12 protein-coding genes are annotated in these 18,006 nt (G+C 72.4%); 6 read left to right on the top strand and 6 right to left on the bottom strand.

Going from position 1 to position 18,006, the window contains the following annotated elements:
• Entirely contained in the window at positions 1 to 1,350 is a 1,350-nt protein-coding gene (locus OHB01_RS38275) for a hypothetical protein (protein WP_328854682.1), read from the top strand.
• A 331-nt stretch (positions 1,351 to 1,681) separates the two neighbouring features.
• Here the strand turns inward: OHB01_RS38275 and OHB01_RS38270 are convergent, their stop codons facing one another.
• Positions 1,682 to 2,776 carry a copper resistance D family protein gene (locus tag OHB01_RS38270; protein WP_328854681.1) on the bottom strand — a complete coding sequence of 365 codons (1,095 nt, stop codon included), beginning with the start codon at positions 2,774 to 2,776 and terminating at the stop codon, positions 1,682 to 1,684.
• Positions 2,773 to 3,804 carry a copper resistance protein CopC gene (locus tag OHB01_RS38265; RefSeq protein WP_328854680.1) on the bottom strand — a complete coding sequence of 344 codons (1,032 nt, stop codon included), beginning with the start codon at positions 3,802 to 3,804 and terminating at the stop codon, positions 2,773 to 2,775. The genes OHB01_RS38270 and OHB01_RS38265 overlap by 4 nt, the downstream gene beginning before the upstream one ends.
• A 156-nt stretch (positions 3,805 to 3,960) precedes the next feature.
• On the opposite strand from OHB01_RS38265, the gene OHB01_RS38260 reads away from it, so the two are divergent.
• Positions 3,961 to 5,274 carry a CynX/NimT family MFS transporter gene (locus OHB01_RS38260; protein WP_142645597.1) on the top strand — a complete coding sequence of 438 codons (1,314 nt, stop codon included), beginning with the start codon at positions 3,961 to 3,963 and terminating at the stop codon, positions 5,272 to 5,274.
• A 161-nt stretch (positions 5,275 to 5,435) separates the two neighbouring features.
• Here OHB01_RS38260 and OHB01_RS38255 read toward each other — a convergent pair whose 3' ends face one another.
• The 3 genes from OHB01_RS38255 to OHB01_RS38245 all read right to left on the bottom strand — a co-directional run bounded on the left by OHB01_RS38255 (position 5,436) and on the right by OHB01_RS38245 (position 9,051).
• The gene (locus tag OHB01_RS38255; RefSeq protein ID WP_261985763.1) at positions 5,436 to 5,561 is read right to left on the bottom strand and encodes a carbohydrate-binding protein; all 126 of its coding nucleotides are present in this window, start codon (positions 5,559 to 5,561) and stop codon (positions 5,436 to 5,438) included.
• Between the two features lie 127 nt (positions 5,562 to 5,688).
• Complete coding sequence (locus tag OHB01_RS38250; protein ID WP_328854679.1) at positions 5,689 to 7,872, bottom strand: alpha/beta fold hydrolase; 2,184 nt, start codon at positions 7,870 to 7,872, stop codon at positions 5,689 to 5,691.
• A 168-nt stretch (positions 7,873 to 8,040) separates the two neighbouring features.
• A complete protein-coding gene (locus tag OHB01_RS38245) occupies positions 8,041 to 9,051 on the bottom strand; it encodes a LacI family DNA-binding transcriptional regulator (RefSeq protein ID WP_079316791.1) in 1,011 nt (336 codons plus the stop codon).
• Positions 9,052 to 9,316: 265 nt separating this feature from the next.
• On the opposite strand from OHB01_RS38245, the gene OHB01_RS38240 reads away from it, so the two are divergent.
• The 3 genes from OHB01_RS38240 (at position 9,317) to OHB01_RS38230 (ending at position 15,489) form a co-directional block, all read left to right on the top strand.
• Positions 9,317 to 10,693, top strand: a complete 1,377-nt coding sequence (locus OHB01_RS38240) for a glycoside hydrolase family 5 protein (RefSeq protein WP_142645595.1) — start codon at positions 9,317 to 9,319, stop codon at positions 10,691 to 10,693.
• 22 nt (positions 10,694 to 10,715) lie between these two features.
• A complete protein-coding gene (locus tag OHB01_RS38235; RefSeq protein WP_328854678.1) occupies positions 10,716 to 13,745 on the top strand; it encodes an endo-1,4-beta-xylanase in 3,030 nt (1,009 codons plus the stop codon).
• Between the two features lie 175 nt (positions 13,746 to 13,920).
• Positions 13,921 to 15,489 carry a glycoside hydrolase family 43 protein gene (locus OHB01_RS38230; protein ID WP_328854677.1) on the top strand — a complete coding sequence of 523 codons (1,569 nt, stop codon included), beginning with the start codon at positions 13,921 to 13,923 and terminating at the stop codon, positions 15,487 to 15,489.
• A 70-nt stretch (positions 15,490 to 15,559) separates the two neighbouring features.
• On the opposite strand, the gene OHB01_RS38225 is transcribed toward OHB01_RS38230, so the two are convergent.
• Positions 15,560 to 16,351: an SDR family NAD(P)-dependent oxidoreductase gene (locus tag OHB01_RS38225; RefSeq protein WP_147943215.1), complete on the bottom strand. Its 792-nt coding sequence runs from the start codon at positions 16,349 to 16,351 to the stop codon at positions 15,560 to 15,562.
• 402 nt (positions 16,352 to 16,753) lie between these two features.
• Here OHB01_RS38225 and OHB01_RS38220 point away from each other — a divergent pair, with 402 nt between their 5' ends.
• Positions 16,754 to 17,938: an NAD(P)/FAD-dependent oxidoreductase gene (locus OHB01_RS38220; RefSeq protein ID WP_328854676.1), complete on the top strand. Its 1,185-nt coding sequence runs from the start codon at positions 16,754 to 16,756 to the stop codon at positions 17,936 to 17,938.
• The last annotated feature ends 68 nt before the right edge of the window (positions 17,939 to 18,006 follow it).

Below are 18,006 nucleotides of genomic sequence, written 5' to 3'. Positions count from 1 at the left end.
GTGAATGGAACGCCGCTCAAGCAGATCCCCGCTCGCGCTATCGAGTGGGCTCTTCCGTACTGGACGCGGGGGGAGGCGGGCAGGCAGACGCCGCAGGACCTCTTCCGGGTGCTCTACCTGGGCTGGCTCGCGGCGTTCGTCCTCAAGGTGCTCGGATCGAGCTGGGACGTGTCGTGGCACTTCAAATGGCTGCGCGACGACCTGGCCCCGCCGCACCTGCTCAACACGGTCGGCACCGTGATCGCCGTGGCGCTGACGATCGTGCACTGGTACACCGGCTACGGGGTGGACCGCACGGCCTCCCGCCTGATCGTGTGGGGCACCGGGGTCTTCCTCATCGCCATCCCGCTCGACCTGATCAACCACCGGGTCAACGGCATCGACATCACCGCGTGGAGCCCCTCCCACGCGCTGCTGTACATCGGCACCGCGCTGATGCTCGCCGGAGCGATCCGCGGCTGGTACCTCGGTTCGGGTCGCTACGCCGAGATCAGCCGCAGACGGCGCACGCTGGTGCTGGGCGGCCTGTTCGCGTTCTTCCTGGAGAACGCGCACTTCCCCGAGCTGCAGCAGGAATACGGCGTGCTGGAGCTGGCGTCCTGGGACCGCGGGCAGCCGTACGCCGAGCCGACGCTGCTCGAGTTCGCGGCCAACCAGATGGGCAGGACCGTCGACCGCGCCATGGTGCTCAAGTTCTCGCTGCCGATCCCGGACATCGTCTACGCGATGTACGCGGGGGTGCTGGGCGTCGCGATCCTGGTCTTCGCCCGTGTCATGGTCGGCCGCCGCTACACCGCCACCGCGATCGCCGGGGTGTACGTCGCCTACCGGTGCCTGATCTGGCCGCTGCTCGTCGGTGGCGGGTTCCCGCCCTCGACCGTCCCGTTCTTCTTCCTGCTCGCCGGGATCGGCGTCGACCTGGCCTTCCTGGTGCCGATCAAGCACATCCGGCCGCTCGTGGGCGCGGCGCTCGCCACCGCCGGTGTGTACGGCGGGCTGTTGGTGCAGGACCGGGTGCTCGAAGCCCCGCCGTACGCGGCGGAGGCCTGGCCGATCGGGCTCGTCGCGCTGGCCGTCGTGTGGTACGCGCTGGAGTGGTTCGCCGGCCGCAGGGGGCTGACGGCCGCCGCCGCGGAGGACCGGACCGCCGCGGAGGACCGGATCGCCGCGGAGAGCCGGACCGCCGGGGATGCTCGCCCCGGGGAGCCGGAGATCACGGCCGAGCCGGGCGCGCCGCGCCCCGCAGGGCCGGAAGCGACGTCTGAGACGACCTCCGCGTCCGCTGCGGTGTCCGAGCAGTCGGACGAGGTGACGCCCGCGTCCGCCGCCGTGTCCAAGCCGACGTCCTGATCATCCCCACCACGCGCTCACCCGCCTCTCCGAGAGCCGCTCCCTTGCCGGGGGGCGGCTCTCGGCGTCTCTGAGGGGGCCCGGCACGGCAATACGGCCAGCGAGCCGGGTGGTGCTGCCCGGCTGGCGGGACGGCAGGGCGGGCAGCCGGCCGGCGCTGGGGGCATGGCGGTGTGGCCCGGTCGGCGGGACGGGCAGGGTGGTGCGGCCTGGGTGCGGCGGTGCGGGACGGGCTGGTGCGGCCCGGCCGATGAGACGGGGCGGGCCGCCGACGGAGCGCGTGGGATCTTGGTGGGTCAGGTGACCGGCCGGGCGCGTGGGTCGTGGTGGGTCAGGCGACCGGGGTCTTGGTCAGCGTCACCGCGACGCCGTACGCGAGGCCCATCACGGTGAGTTCCAGGGCCGCCCAGGCCGCGAACGCGGTCGGGGCCTGACGCGTGATCGCGGGCAGCAGCCGCCAGCGGATGTTGCCCCCCAGCAGCGCGATCAGTGCGGTGAACACCGCCTTGGCGATCACGAGCCGGCCGTACCCTGTGGTGAACAGCGACGCGGGGAAACTCTCGCCAGGCGTGAGCAGAAGCTCCACCAGGCCGTTGAAGAGCCCGGACAGCCCCACGACGACCAGTGCGTACGTCGCCAGCCGGGAGAACCGGGGCAGCGTGCGGGCGAGCAGGTCGCGATGGCGCGGCAGCAGGACGGCGAGCGCGACCAGGCCGCCCACCCAGGCGCAGGCCCCGATGACGTGCAGCTCCATCGAGACCATGCTGAGGTCGTGCCAGTACCAGTTCGAGGCGTGGCCGGTGACCGGGAGCGGCAGCAGCCCGAATCCGGCGACGAGCACCCGCAGCTCGGCGGGCACCTTCTCGCCGAACCGCACCGCGAGCATCCCCACGGCGGCGCTGGCCAGGGCGCACGACGCGCTCACGATCATGCCCTGACCCGCGCCGATGCCGTCTACGTACGCCGCCACGTCGGGAAACGCGCCGGGAGTGACTTCGGCGGCGCTGAGGACGGCCGACACCAGCGCGGCGGCACACCAGACCAGGGAGAACATCACGGCCCAGTGCCGGGCCCTGGCCGCGATCGGCTCGGTCCGGTCCGGGTCGTCGAAGCCGAGGAGCTTGGGGAGCAGGCTGAGCCCGATGGTCGCGGTGGCGGCCAGGTCGAGCACGAGCCGCACGACCGGCAGGCCATACTCCACGATCGTGGAGGGCATGGGCAGCCCCGGCACGTTTCCGGGCAGCGTGAGCCAGGTCGCGATCACGACCGCGAGCAGGGCTCCGGCGGTCAGCCCCGCCGCGGGGATCCGGGCGCGGGCATGCTCGGTGCCGGTGCCGGTGCCGGTGCCGGTGCCGCTTCCGGTGCCGCTTCCGGTGCTGGTGCCGGACCGGCCCGCCGAGACGTGGGGTTCCGAGGTCGTGGTCATGCGGCGCCGCCCGAGGCCGGGGAGCTTCCGGCGCCGGTCCCGGCGGCGGTGGAGCGTCCGGTGGCCGGGCCGTCCGCGCCGGAGTCCGCCGCCGACGTACCGGCCGCCCCCGCCCCTGAGCCGGGCGCGCCCGGCGCCTCAGTGCCCGACGCCTCAGTGCGCGACGGCTCTTCGCCTGAAGGCTCGGCGCTCGACGGCTCTGTGCCGGAAGGGGCTGTGCCCGACGGCTGTCTACCTGACGGCTCGGCGCTCGACGGGGCTGTGCTGGACGGTGCTGTGTTCGACGAGTCCGGGATGCCCGCAGAGGCCGCTCGCGGCGTCCCGGCGGCCGGGGGAGCCGGGATCGTCCCGTCGCGCAGGCGACGGTCGTGCCGTACGAGCACGCGCGTGCACAGCGCCAGCAGGGCCGCGGTGATGGCCAGCAGCCCCCACACCCAGCTTCCGCTGCTCTGGCCGACCGTCCCCGTGCCGGTCGTCCCTGCGCCGGAGTTCGCCGTGCCGGTCGCGGAAGCGGCCGTCGGCGCGGTGACCGCGCCGGGGGCCGCGCCCCCGCCGGTCACGGTGAACTTCACGGCGCCGGTGACCGGGTGACCGTCGTTCGACACGATCCGGTAGCCGATCGCGTAGTCCCCCGACGGTGTGCCCGTGCGTACGCCGATGGAGACGTTCCTGCCGTCGACCGTGATCTCGCCCTGCTCGTAGTGCGCGCCGTCCGGCCCGGTGACGGCCATCCGCGCGAAGTCGCGGCGTACGGCCTGGTCGAAGGTGAGCGTCACGGTGGAGGGCATGGTGCCGAGGACCGCGCCGTCCTTGGGGTCGCTGCCGACGAGCACGTCGTGGGCCTGCGCGGGCGTCGCGATCAGCAGCACCGAGAGCAGGGCCAGCAGCGGCATGGCCAGCACCCGCAGGCGGCGGCGTGGTGCGGCGAGCGCGCCAGTGGGGCCGTGCGGTGCGGCGAGCACCCGTAGACGACGGCGACCGCCGTGCGTAGGTGGGGTGTCCTTGTCCATCCGGGCGACCTGGTCCACCTGCCTTGCCTTCCTTTTTGCCGGGCGCCGACCCAGCCATGGTCCCACTGATCGGGGCCCGCCCATGCCGCGAGGCCACCCGGCGACGGCTGCGGACCGTGCCGGGATGACCGTTTCGAGTGATCTTTCGGGTGGCGTACGCATTTCCCTGATTGAGTGGACGACGGCCGCATCGGCATTCGGCGCCGTGCCGACGTCCTGGCCACCGCCGCTGAGGAGGAGCTGATGACCCCCGACCGGACCGTGGGCGGATCCGGGCGCGACGAGGCGCCAGTGCGGCGCTCGCCGTGGCTGACGATCATCGTCATCTACCTCACCGGCGTGGTGGCGGCGATGAGCTACGGCAAGTTCTCCGCGGTCGGGCCGTCGATGGCCGATGAGCTCGGGCTGTCGCTGTCGCAACTGGGCTGGGCGATCTCGGCGGTGGTCGGGGTGGGCGCCGTCGCCGGGCTGCCGGCCGGCTATCTGGTCCGCCGGTTCGGCGCGGGCAGGTCGCTGATCGCCGCGCTGGCGCTGATGGTGGCGGCGAGCGCGCTGAGCACGGCCGCGGGGAGCTTCGGGTGGTTGCTGGCCGCCCGCGTCGCCGAAGGGGTCGGCTATCTCGTGGTCACCGTCGCCTGCCCGGCGCTGGTCCTCCACCTCGCCGAGGAACGGGACAGGGGATTGGCGCTGTCGATCTGGGCGACGTTCGTCCCGGTGGGCATCGGTGTGAGCACCCTCGTGGGCGGCGTCGCCGGCGAGGCGCTCGGCTGGCGCGGCTGGGTGCTGCTGATCGCGGGGCTGACGGTGCTGATGACGGTGGCCGTCCGGACGCGGCTGCCGCGGACGTCCGCGTCCGAGGCGGCCGCCGGGCCCGTGCCCGGTGCGCGGGCGCTGGCGTGGCCCGCCCTGCTCACCGCGTCTTTCTGCCTGATGGTGCTGGTGACGATGCCGGTGGTCGTGCTGCTGCCCACGCTCCTGATCGACGAGCACGCGAGCTCGGCGGGAGCCGCGGGCGCGCTGACCTCGGCGATCTCGTTCGTCGGCGTCCTCGGCGGGCTGTCGGTGGGAGTCCTGCTCCGGCGGGGCGTGCCGCTCGCCGTGCTCGCCCTGTCAGGGCTGCTGGTCGTGCCGGCCGCCTGGCTCGCCTACGGCGCGGACGCGCCGCTGGCCGCCGCGGCGACCGGCGCGGGGATCGTCTCCCTGGAGAACGGGCTGCTGGGCGCCTTCGCCTTCGCCGCGCTTCCCCTCGTGCTCGAACGCCTCGACCACGCCGACGTGGGCACCGGGATGGTGGCCCAGATGGGCAGCGTGGGCGCGCTCGTCGGGCCTCCGCTGTTCGGCCTCGTCGCCGGGGCCTCCGGGTTCGGCGCGGTCGTGCCGGTCGTCGCCGCCGGCATGCTGGCCTCGGTCGGCGGGATGCTGCTGGTGACCAGGCACGTCGCCCGTCGTGGCCGGGGTCTCGCCACGAAGGGATGCACGAAGGGATGAGCGCGTCGCGGGCGCGCGCGACGCCCGGCGGTCTCCCGATTCGTGATCGGACGAGACCGCCGGGGCGCCGGCTCCGGGCCGCGCCGGTGTCACCGGTCCGGTACGGCCCGGAGGCTGTGCCGTACGCCCGGGCGAGTCGCCTCGGGACGTCCGTACGTGGGTCAGAGCCTGGTCCGGAGGGCGGGGACGCCGGGCGGCTCCCAGCCCGCCAGGGCGGTGTGCGGCTGCCTGCGCCGGCAGGCCGTGCCGCCGTAGGTCACCCGGTCACCCGACGATGATCTCGACAAGCGCACAGCGATGCCTCCGCCGATCCTGCCTCCTGGGTTCTGATCGGAACCTAAGCCGCCGGACCAGCCGCGTCAACGCTCTCTATAAAGAAACTTTCCTTTTAATCGACCCTTAAGGCGGGCTTGATCAAGACAGCAGCCAGCCGTACAGCCAGGCGAGGAGCGCGAGGCCGGTCAAGGCGGGGACGATCCGGGCGGCGGCGGCGTTCAGCCGGAACGCCTCGATGATCGACAGCGCTGTGGAGACCAGGGCCAGCAGGCCATACCAGGCCAGGGCGTGCGGCACCCCGATCGCGAACGACGTCCAGTCGCGGACCCCCGACAGGCTCAGCGCCGACAGCCCACCCAGCGCGACCCCCGCCAGGCCCGCGAGCGCGCTCAGCCCGCCACCGCGCCTGCGCAGCAGGGAGACCAGGCCCGCGACGAGCTGGACGGCCGACACGAGCAGGAACGCCGCGGGGACCGCCAGCGGGATCGGCGACCGCGACAGCCGGTAGGCCGACGACGTGAGGAGCAGGTCGCCCGGACGCACGACGGGGTACGGCGCCGCGCCGGGGTCGCACACGGGCCGCGTCGCGGCCGGGTCGTCGAGGAACGCGGCGATGGTCTGGCGGCCGCAGGCACTCGACAGGAAGACGGCGTGCCCGGCCCCGGCGAACTCGGCGAACCGCGCGCCCGGCACCGCCGACACCGCCTTCTGCGCGGCCTCCGGCGGGGTGGTGGGGTCATACTGGCCGCCCAGGACCAGGACCGGCGGCGTCGCCCCCTCCGACGTGGCGCCTTCCGGCGACGCGCCCTCGGACGGCGTGTCCTCCGGTGCCGCCCCGTCCGATGACGTGTCTTCCGGCGTCGTCTCCTCTGATGATGCTGCCGGTGTCGCTCCGTCCGACGAGGCGGAGTTCGACGAGGCCGGGTTCGACGAGGCCGGGGTGGTGACCGACGTGTGCGAGGTCAGCAGGTCGGGTTCGGTCCGTGCGGCGGGCAGGCCCCAGGCGTCGCAGACCGCCTCGTCGACGACCCCTGTGAACAGCCGGGGGCTCCGCGCGTTCCGGAAGGTGTTGTACGGCGTCTCGTCCTGGCACTGGACGGCGTAGTAGAGGCCCCACTCGTACGAGGTCAGCGCGTCGCCGGCCGCGTCCACCAGAGGCTGCAGCAGCTCGGTGCGCCCGGAGGCGAGCCCGTCCACCAGGGCGGGCACGATCGCGGCCACGTCGGCCTCGTGCAGCGACTCGCCGAGGATCGTCGCGACGTCGTCCCCGTTGAGCTGCACCGTCAGCCGCTCCCGGGTGAGCGGGTCGCGGGTCTCGTACGTCGCGGGGTGCGCGTTGAGCGCCTTCACCACGGCGTCGAACCGGGCGGCGACTCCCAGCTTGGTCATCGTCGCCGAGAGCGCGGCGGACGACTCGTCGTACCAGCGGGAGCCCGAGGGAAGCAGCGAGTCGAGCACGATCCCTCGGGTGCCTTGCGGGTCGCGCTCCGCCGCCAGCAGCATCGGGCGGGTGGAGTAGCTGACGCCGAACAGGTACCAGCCCGGGTAGCCGAGCGCGGCTCGCAGGTCCACGACGTCGGCCGCGATCTCGGAGGTGTTGTAGCCGCGCAGGTCGACGTGCTCGGCCTCCAGGCGCGACTGGCAGGCCATCGCCTGCCGGGCGAGCGGGGCGGTCTCCGCCGACGCGGGCCCGGGCGTGCTCAGGGTGCCCACGACCCCGCGGACGATCTCGGGGCAGCTCAGCCTGGGCTCGGAGTAGCGCCCGCCGCGTTGTTCGAGGACGACCACGTCACGGCCGGGGAACATCCGGGTGAGGAACCCGGTGAGCTGGAGCGAGGCCGATCCCGGCCCGCCGCTCATGTAGACGACGGGGTCGGCCGCCTGGCCCGCGGCCGGTGACGCCCGGTGCACCGCGTAGCCGACCTTGATGGTTCTGCTGTTGGGGACGTCACGCCGCTCGGGGGCGAGAAGATATCCGCAGGTCGTGCCGGACGGCACGGCCACCGGGCAGGGCTGCTCCTCGACCGGCGGCTCCTCCGCCGCTCCGGCCGTCCGCCTGCCGGGATCCGCGGCCGCCAGGGTGGTCAGCCGCTCACCGGGAACGACCGATGCCAGGGTGGTCGACGATGCGCCCGGAACAGCCGACGCCGACGCGTGCTCCGCGCCTCGCTGTGGCGTGGTCCACGCCGAGGCCCGCGCCGTCCCGACCTGCGCCGTCCCGATCTGCGCCGTCCCGACCTGTGCCGTTCCGGCTCGCGCCGTCGCGGCACCGTCGCGGACCGGCGCCGCGAGGGCCGCCGACCCGGAACCTCCCAGAAGCATGAGCGCCGCGGCGAATGCCGTGACGGCCGCTCCACGCGAACTCCGCAACCGTCAGCCCCGTCCCGCGAACCCGGCGATATCCGCAGAAACCTTAGCGTGTTCGTCGGTCATCCCGCCCCCATTCGTCCAAGCCCTCCCATTTTGGACGATCATGGGGGCGTCTCGGCCTCACCGGGGCCGTGCGGTGCTCTCCCGGACCACCAGGTCGGTGGACAGCTCGACGCGGCGGGCCTCGGTGTTCTCGCCCCGGCCCATGGCGAGGACCATCCGCGCCGCCAGCGCGGCCATCTCCTCCAGGGGCTGGCGTACGGTGGTCAGCGGCGGCCACGCGGACCGGGACAGCGGCAGGTCGTCGAAGCCGACCACGCTGAGGTCCTCGGGCACCCGCAGGCCCCGCTGCCGGGCCGCCTCGAACACGCCGAACGCCTGCATGTCGCTGCCGGCGAAGATGGCGGTCGGGGGGTTGTCCAGCGACAGCAGCGCGTGACCGGCGTCGTGGCCCGAGTTGACCAGGAAGTCGCCGTAGCGGATGAGCTCGGGGTCGATGGACACCCCGGCGGTCTCCAGCGCGGCGCGGTAGCCGTCGATCCTGGCCCGGCTGCACAACATGTCGGGCGGTCCGCCGATCATGCCGATCCGGGTGTGGCCGAGGTCGAGAAGGTGGCGCGTGGCCGCGAGGCCGCCGTGCCAGTTGGTCGCGCCGACCGACGCCACGCCGGGCGGCGGCTCGCCCTCGGGGTCGACGACGACGAACGGGATCGATCGGGCGCTGAGCTGGCCCTGCTGGCGCACGGAAAGCCGGGAGCTGACGATGATCACACCGTCGGTGCGCCGCGCCGCGATGCGCTCCAGCCAGTCACGGCCGGGGCCCGCGTGTGTGTGCAGCACGGAGATCACGACGCTCGCGGCGGCCTCGTGCGCGGCCTGTTCGGCCCCGCGCACCAGCTCCATGGCCCACGGGCTCTCGATTTCGGCGAAGACCAGGTCCAGTAAACCGACCGGGCCATCGCCCTGCCCCGTCCTGCGCTGGTAGCCGTGCTTCTGCAGGAGGCGTTCCACCCGCTGACGGGTCTCGGGCGCCACTTCGGGACGGCCGTTGATCACCTTGGACACGGTCGGAACGGAGACTCCGGCCTCCTCCGCTATCTGGGCGATGGTCACCCGCCTCTTCACTGGCATGATGCTGATCGTAGCCGAAACTTTCGGGATACCTGAACCGGTTACCCCTGATAAGACGCCAGACCGCTCTGATCAAGCCGTGAGCGCCCTTGACGCTTAACCTCAGCTTTACTTATTCTCCGGACCACGAAACATTCGGATATTGACCGAAACTTTCAGCACGACTGCCGACGGCGGGTGGCGGGGGAGGAGACGGGGCGGACGCCCTCCGGCCGCGCCGCCCGAACTCGAGGATCCGCCGGTTTCGAGGATTGAGGAGAGCACGATGACGCTGCTGCGCGTGTCCGGATCCCGGCTGGTGGACGAGGCGGGCAACACGGTCAGGCTGCGGGGAACCGGCCTGGGCGGCTGGCTCAACATGGAGAACTTCATCACCGGATATCCGGCCGACGAGTCCTCGATGCGCGCGGCGGTGCGGGGGGTGCTCGGCGAGGACCGCTATGAGATGTTCTTCGACCGTTTCCTGACTTCGTTCTTCACTGAGGCGGATGCCGACCTTCTGCGGGAGGTCGGCGTCAACTGCGTGCGGATCCCGGTGAACTACCGCCACTTCGAGGCGGACGACCGGCCGATGGAGATCAACGAGCGCGGCTTCCGCCACCTCGACCGGGTCATCGGGATTCTCGGGGAGCGGGGCGTCTACAGTGTCATCGACCTGCACGCGCTGCCGGGAGCCCAGAACCAGCACTGGCACTCCGACAACCCCACCCACGTCGCCGCCTTCTGGCAGCACCGGCACTTCCAGGACCGGGCGGTCCACCTGTGGGAGGCGATGGCCGACCGCTACAAGGACAACCCGTGGGTGGCGGGCTACAACCCGATCAACGAGCCGGCCGACCCGAGCGGCCAGGTGGTCGGGCCCTTCTACGACCGGCTGGTCAAGGCGCTGCGCGCCGTCGACCCCGCCCACGTGCTGTTCCTCGACGGGAACACCTACTCGACCGACTTCTCGGTGTTCCGCGAGGTCTACGAGAACACCGTGTTCGTCTGCCACGACTACGCGCTGGCCGGCTTCGCCCACGGCGGGCCGTACCCCGGGTACACGCGCGGCGAGTGGTGCGACCGCGAGGAGCTGGAGCGCGCCTTCGCCCGCCGCACCGCCTTCCAGCGGGAGACCGGCACGCCGATCTGGGTCGGCGAGTTCGGGCCCGTCTACTCCGGCGACCCCCTGGTGGACGAGCAGCGCTACCAGATCCTGCGCGACCAGCTGGAGATCTACGACGCGCACGAGGCCGGGTGGTCCATCTGGACCTACAAGGACGTCGGACTGCAGGGCCTGGTCTGCGCGGGCGGGTCCTACATGGAGCGGTTCGGGCCGTTCATGGCGAAGAAGAAGCGGCTCGGCGCCGACCGGTGGGGCTCCACGATGGAGGAGACGGCGAGCGAGCTGGCGCCGCTGCACCGGTTGATCGACACGGAGTTCCCTTCCTGGGACCCCTACCCGTGGGGCGCCCGCTACCAGACCGACGACCTCGTCCGGCACATCCTGATCGCCCAGGCTCTGCTGCCCGAGTATGCCGAGCTGTTCCGCGGGCTGGACGACGACGAGCTGCTCGCGCTCGCCGACTCTTTCGCCCTGTCCAACTGCACCCGGCGTGAGCCCCTCATCCGGCTTCTCGCCGACAACCTGGCCGCGCGCTAGCGTGGAACGAGGAGACCTCCCGATGCGCAGCCTCCTTCACCGGGCGGCCGCGGTGGTCCTGTGCCTGTTCACGGGATTACCGGCGGTCGCGGCGAGTGCGACAGCCGCTCACGCCGCGGCCGTGCAGGTCGCGAAGTACGACTTCGAAGACGGCACCACCCAGGGATGGGGGCCCAGAGGCGACGGGGTCGAGGTCGGCGCGACCTCGGACGCCGCGCATTCGGGGTCTCGCTCCCTGCTCACCTCCGGCCGCACCGCCACCTGGCATGGGGCGTCCATCACCCCGCCCTTCGAGAAGGGCGTCACGTACCAGGTCACGGCGTACGCCCGGATGGTGAGCGGGGAGCCGCCGAGCACGATCGCCCTGACCATGCAGCGCACACCCGACGGTGGCGAGACCACCTACGAGCGGGTGGCCGCCGCGACCGTCACCGACGGCGGCTGGGCCGAGCTGTCGGGCACCTACGCCTTCAGCGCCGACTCGACCGGCCTGCAGCTCTACGCCGAGAGCTCCGAGGCCACCGCCGCCTACTACATCGACGACATCGTCATCACCTCCGACACCGATCCCACGCGCTCGGGCCTGAGCACCGACTTCGAGACCGGCACGGCGCAGGGCTGGTCGCCGCGCGCCTCGGCGTCCCTGACGGCCACGACCGACGTCGCGCACGGCGGCGCCAACAGTCTCGCGGTGACGAACCGGTCGGACTTCTGGGACGGCCCGGCGATCAGCGTGCTCGGCAAGATGGCCAAGGGGTCGAAGTACACGCTGTCGGCCTGGGTGCGGCTCGGCCCTGACACGTCCTCGGGCAACCTCGGCCTGTCGATCGAGCGCCGGACGAACGGCACCCCCAGCTACGAGCGGGTGGCCGCGCCCAAGGCGATACCGGCGGGGCAGTGGGTGGAGCTCACCGGCACCTACACGCTCGCGTACGATGTGGACTTCCTCAGCGTCTACGTGGAGTCCGACGCCGGCACGTTCCCCTTCTACCTGGACGACTTCGCCCTGACGTACGTCGAGCCCAAGCCGATCCAGACGGACATCCCCTCGGCCAAGGACGAGGTGCCGTTCACGCTGGGCGCCGCGATCTCCCGCGCGCAGACGATCGGCGAACACAGCGACCTGCTGCTCAAGCACTTCAGCGGGGTCACCCCCGGCAACGCCCTCAAGTGGGACGCGACCGAGCCGAGCGAGGGCGAGTTCACCTTCGGCGAGGGCGACTACCTGGTGGACTACGCCGTCGAGCACGGCCTCACGTTCCGCGGCCACACGCTCGCCTGGCACAGCCAGACGCCCGACTGGGTGTTCAAGGACGGCGACCGCGACCTCACCGCCTCGCCGGCGGACAAGGCGCTGCTGCTGACACGGCTGACGAACCACGTGAGGACGCTGGTCGGCCGCTACAAGGGCAAGATCGCGGTCTGGGACGTGGTCAACGAGGTGGTGGACGAGAACCAGCCCGACGGCCTGCGCCGGTCGAAGTGGTTCCAGATCACCGGCCTCGACTTCATCCGCACGGCCTTCCGCGTCGCGCACGAGACCGACCCGGCCGCCAAGCTGTTCATCAACGACTACAACACCGAGTTCCCGCGCAAGCGGGAGGCGCTGTACGCCCTGGTGAAGAAGCTGAAGGCCGAGGGCGTGCCCATCGACGGCGTCGGCCACCAGCTTCACCTCAACATCGAGCAGCCGCCGGCCTCCGAGGTCGAGGCCACCATCGAGAAGTTCGCGACGCTCCACGTGGACCAGCAGATCACCGAGCTGGACGTGAGCGTCTACCCCGACTTCGTCTCCACGTACGACGAGGTGCCGGCCGAGGTGCTCGCCGAGCAGGGCTACCGCTACAAGGAGCTGTTCGACGTCTTCCGCAGGCACAAGAGCCAGATCAGCTCGGTCACGGTCTGGGGTCTGGCCGACGACGACACCTGGCTGTCGACCTTCCCGATCACCCGGCTGAACGCCCCGCTGCTGTTCGACGACGAACTCCAGGCCAAGCCGGCCTACTGGGGCGTCGTGGATCCGGCGAAGCTGCCGCCCCTGGTGCGCAGGCTGGAGGCCCCCGCGGCCAATCCGAAGGTGGACGGCAAGCGCGAGCTCGAATGGGACCTGCTGCCCGACGTTCCCATCGCCCGGGTCGGCGACGTGTCCGCCACGTTCCAGGCCCGCTCGTCGGCCACGAGCCTGTACGTCCTGGCCGAGGTGCGCGACCCGAGCGCCGACCGCGGAGACACGGTGACGTTCACCGTGGGCGGCAGGACGTACACCGTCCGGCGCGAGGACGGCCACCCGCACGGCCCCGACACGGCCGTGGAGAAGACGCCCGGCGGCTACCGGGTGGAGGCGCGGTTCCCGACGGGGCCCCCTGCGGTACCCGGCACCCACGTCACCCACGTCACCGACGTCACCGTGGCGGTCGCGGACGCCTCCGGCGGCTCGCAGACCTCCTGGACGGGCAAGGTCACGTCGACGCCCGCGGTGAAGCTGACCACCGCCCCCAACCGCCGGCCGGTGGTCGACGGAGTCGTCGACCCGGCCTGGGCGCCGGCGCCGGAGATCCGCACCGCCACCTGGATCCAGGGCACGTCGGGGGCGACCGCCCGGGCCCGGGCCCTGTGGAACGGCGACACGCTCTATCTGCTGGCGCAGGTCGCCGACCCCATGCTCAGCGAGGAGTCGGCCAACCCGTGGGAGCAGGACTCCGTCGAGTTCTTCGTGGACCCCGGCAACGACAAGACCAGGGGCTATGGCGACGACGACGGGCAGTACCGGATCGGCTTCTCGGGCAGGACGTCCGTCGGCGGCCCGCTCGACCCCGCCGCCATCGCGGGCAACCTGACGGCCGCCGCCAAGGTCGTCCCCGGCGGCTACGTGATCGAGGCCGCCGTGAAGCTGCCCACGGCCACGCTGCGGGACGGCACGCTGCTCGGCTTCGACGTCCAGGTCAACGACGCCACGGGCGCCGCCAGGACCGGCGCGGTCACCTGGAGCGACGCCACCGGGCAGGGATACCGGGACACGAGCCACTGGGGGGTGCTCCAACTGCGGCACTGAACCTTACAGAGCTCGCACACCTGAGCTCCGGCACGGGACGCAAGCCCGGAGCCCGGCAGACGGGGCCTGGCGCAGGGAGGCCCCGCACTGAAAGGCTCTGGCGCATCGTGCCGGTGCCGGACGGCCCGGTTCCCCGCTCGGGGAACCGGGCCCGTCACGTTCGAGGAAGGGACGAATGATCGACGAAGTCGGCGGGTGGGAGTACCGGAACCCCGTCATCCCCGGGTTCCACCCCGACCCATCGGTGTGCCGGGTGGGCGACGACTACTACCTCGTGACCTCCAGCTTCGAGTGGTTCCCCGGAGTGCCCGTCTTCCACAGCCGCGACCTGGTCAACTGGCGGCAGCTCGGGCACGTGCTCGACCGCCCGTCCCAGCTCGACCTGGACGGCGTGCGCCCCTCGGGGGGCGTCTACGCCGCCACCATCCGCCACCACGACGGCCTCTTCTACGTCGTCACCACCCTGGTGGACGGGCGGGGCAACTTCGTCGTCACCGCCGCCGACCCCGCGGGCCCCTGGAGCGAACCCCGATGGCTGCCGGGCACCCCTGGCATAGACCCCTCGCTGCTGTTCGACGACGACGGCCGGCTCTGGTTCACCGCCACCAGGGAGAAGAAGGCGGCCCGCTACCCCGGCGAGACCGAGGTCTACCTTCTGGAGCTCGACCCGGCCACGCTGGAGCCGCGCGGCGAGGAGCACGTCATCTGGGAGGCCGTCCAGCGGGGCGCCGTGTGGTGCGAGGGACCACACCTGTACAAGATCGGCGGCAGGTACTACCTGCTGACCTCCGAGGGCGGCACGTCGTACGACCACGCGGTCGTGGTGGCCAGGGCCGACCACGTCACCGGGCCGTACCTGCCGAATCCGCGCAACCCGATCCTCACCCACCGGCATCTCGGCCTCGGGCATCCCATCGCGTGCACGGGCCACGCCGACCTGGTGGAGACCCAGAACGGCGAGTGGTGGATGGTGCTGCTGGCCACGCGCCCGTACGGCACGCCGGGCGACCTCGGCCCCGGCAACCTGAGGGGCGACAACCTGGGCAGGGAGACGTTCCTCACCCGGGTCCACTGGGAGGACGGCTGGCCGGTCGCCGCGCAGGTCGAGCCCGTGGCCGTCGCACCGGCGCTGCCCGAGCACCGCTGGCCCGCCGTCCCCGCCTGCGACCACTTCGACGCCGACCGGCTCTCGCCCGTCTGGAACCACCTGCGCACGCCGCGCACGCCCTACTGGAGCCTCGGCGACAGCCGCCTGCGGCTGCGGCTGCGGCCCGAGACATTGGCCCAGCGGGCCAATCCGAGCCTGGTCGTCCGCAGGCAGCAGCACATGGACTTCGCCGTCCACGCCGCGCTCGACTTCCTGCCCGGGGCCGGGGAGTGCGCCGGTCTCGCGCTGGTGCAGAACGACGACCACCACGTGCTGCTCGTGCGCACCGCGCGCGGCCTGGAGCTCGTCCGCAGGAAGGCGGGCGGCGACGACCTGCTCGCCTCCGTACGGGTGCCCGGCCACCGTAGGCTGTATCTCGGCGTGGAGGCGCGCGGGCAGGCCTACCAGGCCAGGTACGCCGTGGCGGCGGGGGAGTGGATCGACCTCGGCGACCCGGTGGACGGCAGGATCCTCAGCAGCGCCGTGGCCGGCGGCTTCACCGGCGCCTACGTCGGCATGTACGCCAGCTCCAACGGCCGTCCCAGCTCCAACGTCGCCGCGTTCGACTGGTTCGAGTATCTGCCGCTCGGCCCGTGAACCGGCCGTACACGGCCGCGGAGACCCGGCCACGACGCGGCGCCTGACGCGGCCGTGTTCCGGCCGCGCTTCAGCGCATGACGCGGCGGAAGGCGGAGCCGGCCGCCCGCACCGCCAGGGCGGGCGAGAGCCGTACGGCCCGCCACGTGGCGCGGGCGGACGCGGGCGCGACGATGAGCGCCTGGTTCCTGGCCACGCCGCGCAGCACGTCGTCGGCGAGCGACTCCACGGGATACAGGCGCCCCTGGGCCCGTACGGCCACCGTGCGGGCGCGCAGCCCGATCTCGGTCTGCGGCAGCCCGGGGTTGGCGTTGTCCAGCAGTGGAGTGTCGGTGAAACCGGGGCAGACCACGCTGACCCGCACGCCGTGCGCCGCCGCCTCGGCCCGCAGCGCGAGCGACAGCCCGACGACGGCGTGCTTGGTGGCCGTGTAGGGCAGCATCATGGGCGCGGGGGTCAGCCCGGCCAGCGACGCGGTGTTGACGATGTGCCCGTAGCCCTGCTCGACCATGAGGGGGTACGCCGCGTGCACGCCGTGGACCACCCCGCGCAGATTCACGTCGATCGTCCGGTTCCAGTGGTCGAGCGTGAACTCCTCGGCACGGCCGCCCACCGCGATGCCGGCGTTGTTGAACAGGAAGTCGAGCCGCCCGTGCTCGGCGGCCACCCCGGTGACGAGGTCCCGCACGGCCTGCGCGTCGGAGACGTCGCACACGACTCCCGCGCAGCCGAGCTCCCCGGCGGCGTCCTCGGCTCCCCGGACGTCGGCGATCGTGACGTGGACGCCGCGCCGTACGAGCCCGGCGGCGACGGCCCGCCCGATCCCCGACGCTCCGCCCGTGACGACGGCGGTCTTCCTCACGCGCTTCCCCTCGCTTGAGCCTTCGGCTCATCCCGGATGCCCATCGACCGCCACGAACGGCGGCTGATCGGTTCATCATGCCCAGATCGCGGCAAAGCTCTCATGCCGCCGAATCGCAGGTATGCGCGGCCGTCTCCGGCCGCCGAAGCAGACCTCGCGCCCGAATTTCACGCCCGAACCGCGCGCCCGAACCTCGCGTACGACCGAGCGGCCCGGGTGCGGATCTTCCTTGCGGAGCGGCAGATCCAATAAGTCGGGAAGGAGAAGCGCGGCGCGATCGGGATCTGCGCGCCGCCAAGATTTTTGCGCGGTAGAGTTCGGCGAGGTCACCCGTGTGTGGCCTTCATGAACGGCCCTCCCTCGCCTACTGTCGAAGCGAGGGGACGGCGAATTGGAGCCCGCGTGCCTGAATCCTGTGACGTCGTGATCATCGGTGGTGGCGTGATCGGCTGCGCGATCGCGCACAGGCTCGCCCAGCGCGGCACGAGCGTGGTCCTCGTGGACGCGGGGCAGCGTCTCGGGCTCGGGGCCTCGGACGGCGCGATGGGCGGCATCCTGACCCAGACGGAGCGCTCCTGCCTCGGCCCGCTCAGCAGCGTCATCAAGCGCAGCCGCGACGCCTACCCGCAGTGGCTGGAGGAGATCCACGCCGCCTCGGGCGTCGAGGTCCCGGTGCTGGACGGCGGTGACATCCAGGTCGCGCTGGACGATGCCGAGATGGAGCGCCTGGAGACCAAGGTGCTGCCGCAGTGGAAGAACTCGCCGTTCGCCGTCGAGCGGCTGACGGCCACCGACGCCAGGAGCCTCGAACCACTGCTGAGCGAGCGCGTCGTCGGCGGATTCCTGCTGCCCGAGGAGCTCGCGCTCGACCCGAGGGTGCTCATGGCCGCCCTGGCGACGGCCGTTCTGTCGGGGAGCACGCCGATCCGGGTGCTCAGCGCGGTGCGCGCCACCGGCCTGCGGACCGGCCCTCGCGGTGTCGAGGTGGAGCTCCACGACGGCCGCCGGGTGTCGGCGGAGCAGGCCGTCGTCGCGGCCGGTCACCTGAGCGGGGTCTTCCTGCCGCGCCACCGCGACCACCTGTTCCCCATAAAGGGCGTGGCCTTCGACGTCCGCCCGCCCGGCGCCGTCACCTACCCGCTGCGCCACCACATCTTCGCGGAGATCACGGAGGACGGCCGGGAGTACTTCCCCTACCTCGTCCCCCGTCACGACGGCAGGGTGGCCGTCGGCGTCACCTACGAGGAGAACGTGGGGGACGTGACGGTGACCACCGCGGCGATCGAGGAGATCCGGCGGGGCGTCGCCGCTCTGATGCCCAAGGCGGCCACCTGGCCCGTCGGCCGGCGTTGGGCCGGACTGCGGCCGGGCAGCGCCGACCACATGCCCATCATCGGCCACGTGGACGACCACGGCCGGGTCGTGGCGGCGACCGGTCACAGCGGCCTCGGCGTGACGCTCGCCCCCGTCACGGCGGAACTGGTGGCGGCCCTGGTCGGCGGCACCGCCGGCGACCGCGAGAAGGAAGTGCTCGCCGTCGTCCGTCCCGACCGCCCCTTCTCGCCCGCGCCGGCTCCGTCCGCGTAAGCGTCGCCCACGCCACTGGTGCCGCCCGCGCGGGCTCCGTCCGCGTAAGCGTCGCCGACGCCACCGGC

The sequence above is a fragment of the Microbispora hainanensis genome, from assembly GCF_036186745.1.
Classification (GTDB): Bacteria; Actinomycetota; Actinomycetes; order Streptosporangiales; family Streptosporangiaceae; genus Microbispora.
Note: the sequence above shows the minus strand (reverse complement) of the source record. Positions and strands in the feature narration are given on the sequence as shown.

What these genes read in the sequence shown, in the direction of transcription:
- OHB01_RS38270 (WP_328854681.1), bottom strand. Translation starts at nt 2,776, where the DNA reads ATGACCACGACCTCGGAACCCCACGTCTCGGCGGGCCGGTCCGGCACC.
- OHB01_RS38250 (WP_328854679.1), bottom strand. Translation starts at nt 7,872, where the DNA reads ATGCTTCTGGGAGGTTCCGGGTCGGCGGCCCTCGCGGCGCCGGTCCGC.
- OHB01_RS38245 (WP_079316791.1), bottom strand. Translation starts at nt 9,051, where the DNA reads ATGCCAGTGAAGAGGCGGGTGACCATCGCCCAGATAGCGGAGGAGGCC.
- OHB01_RS38240 (WP_142645595.1), top strand. Translation starts at nt 9,317, where the DNA reads ATGACGCTGCTGCGCGTGTCCGGATCCCGGCTGGTGGACGAGGCGGGC.
- OHB01_RS38235 (WP_328854678.1), top strand. Translation starts at nt 10,716, where the DNA reads ATGCGCAGCCTCCTTCACCGGGCGGCCGCGGTGGTCCTGTGCCTGTTC.
- OHB01_RS38230 (WP_328854677.1), top strand. Translation starts at nt 13,921, where the DNA reads ATGATCGACGAAGTCGGCGGGTGGGAGTACCGGAACCCCGTCATCCCC.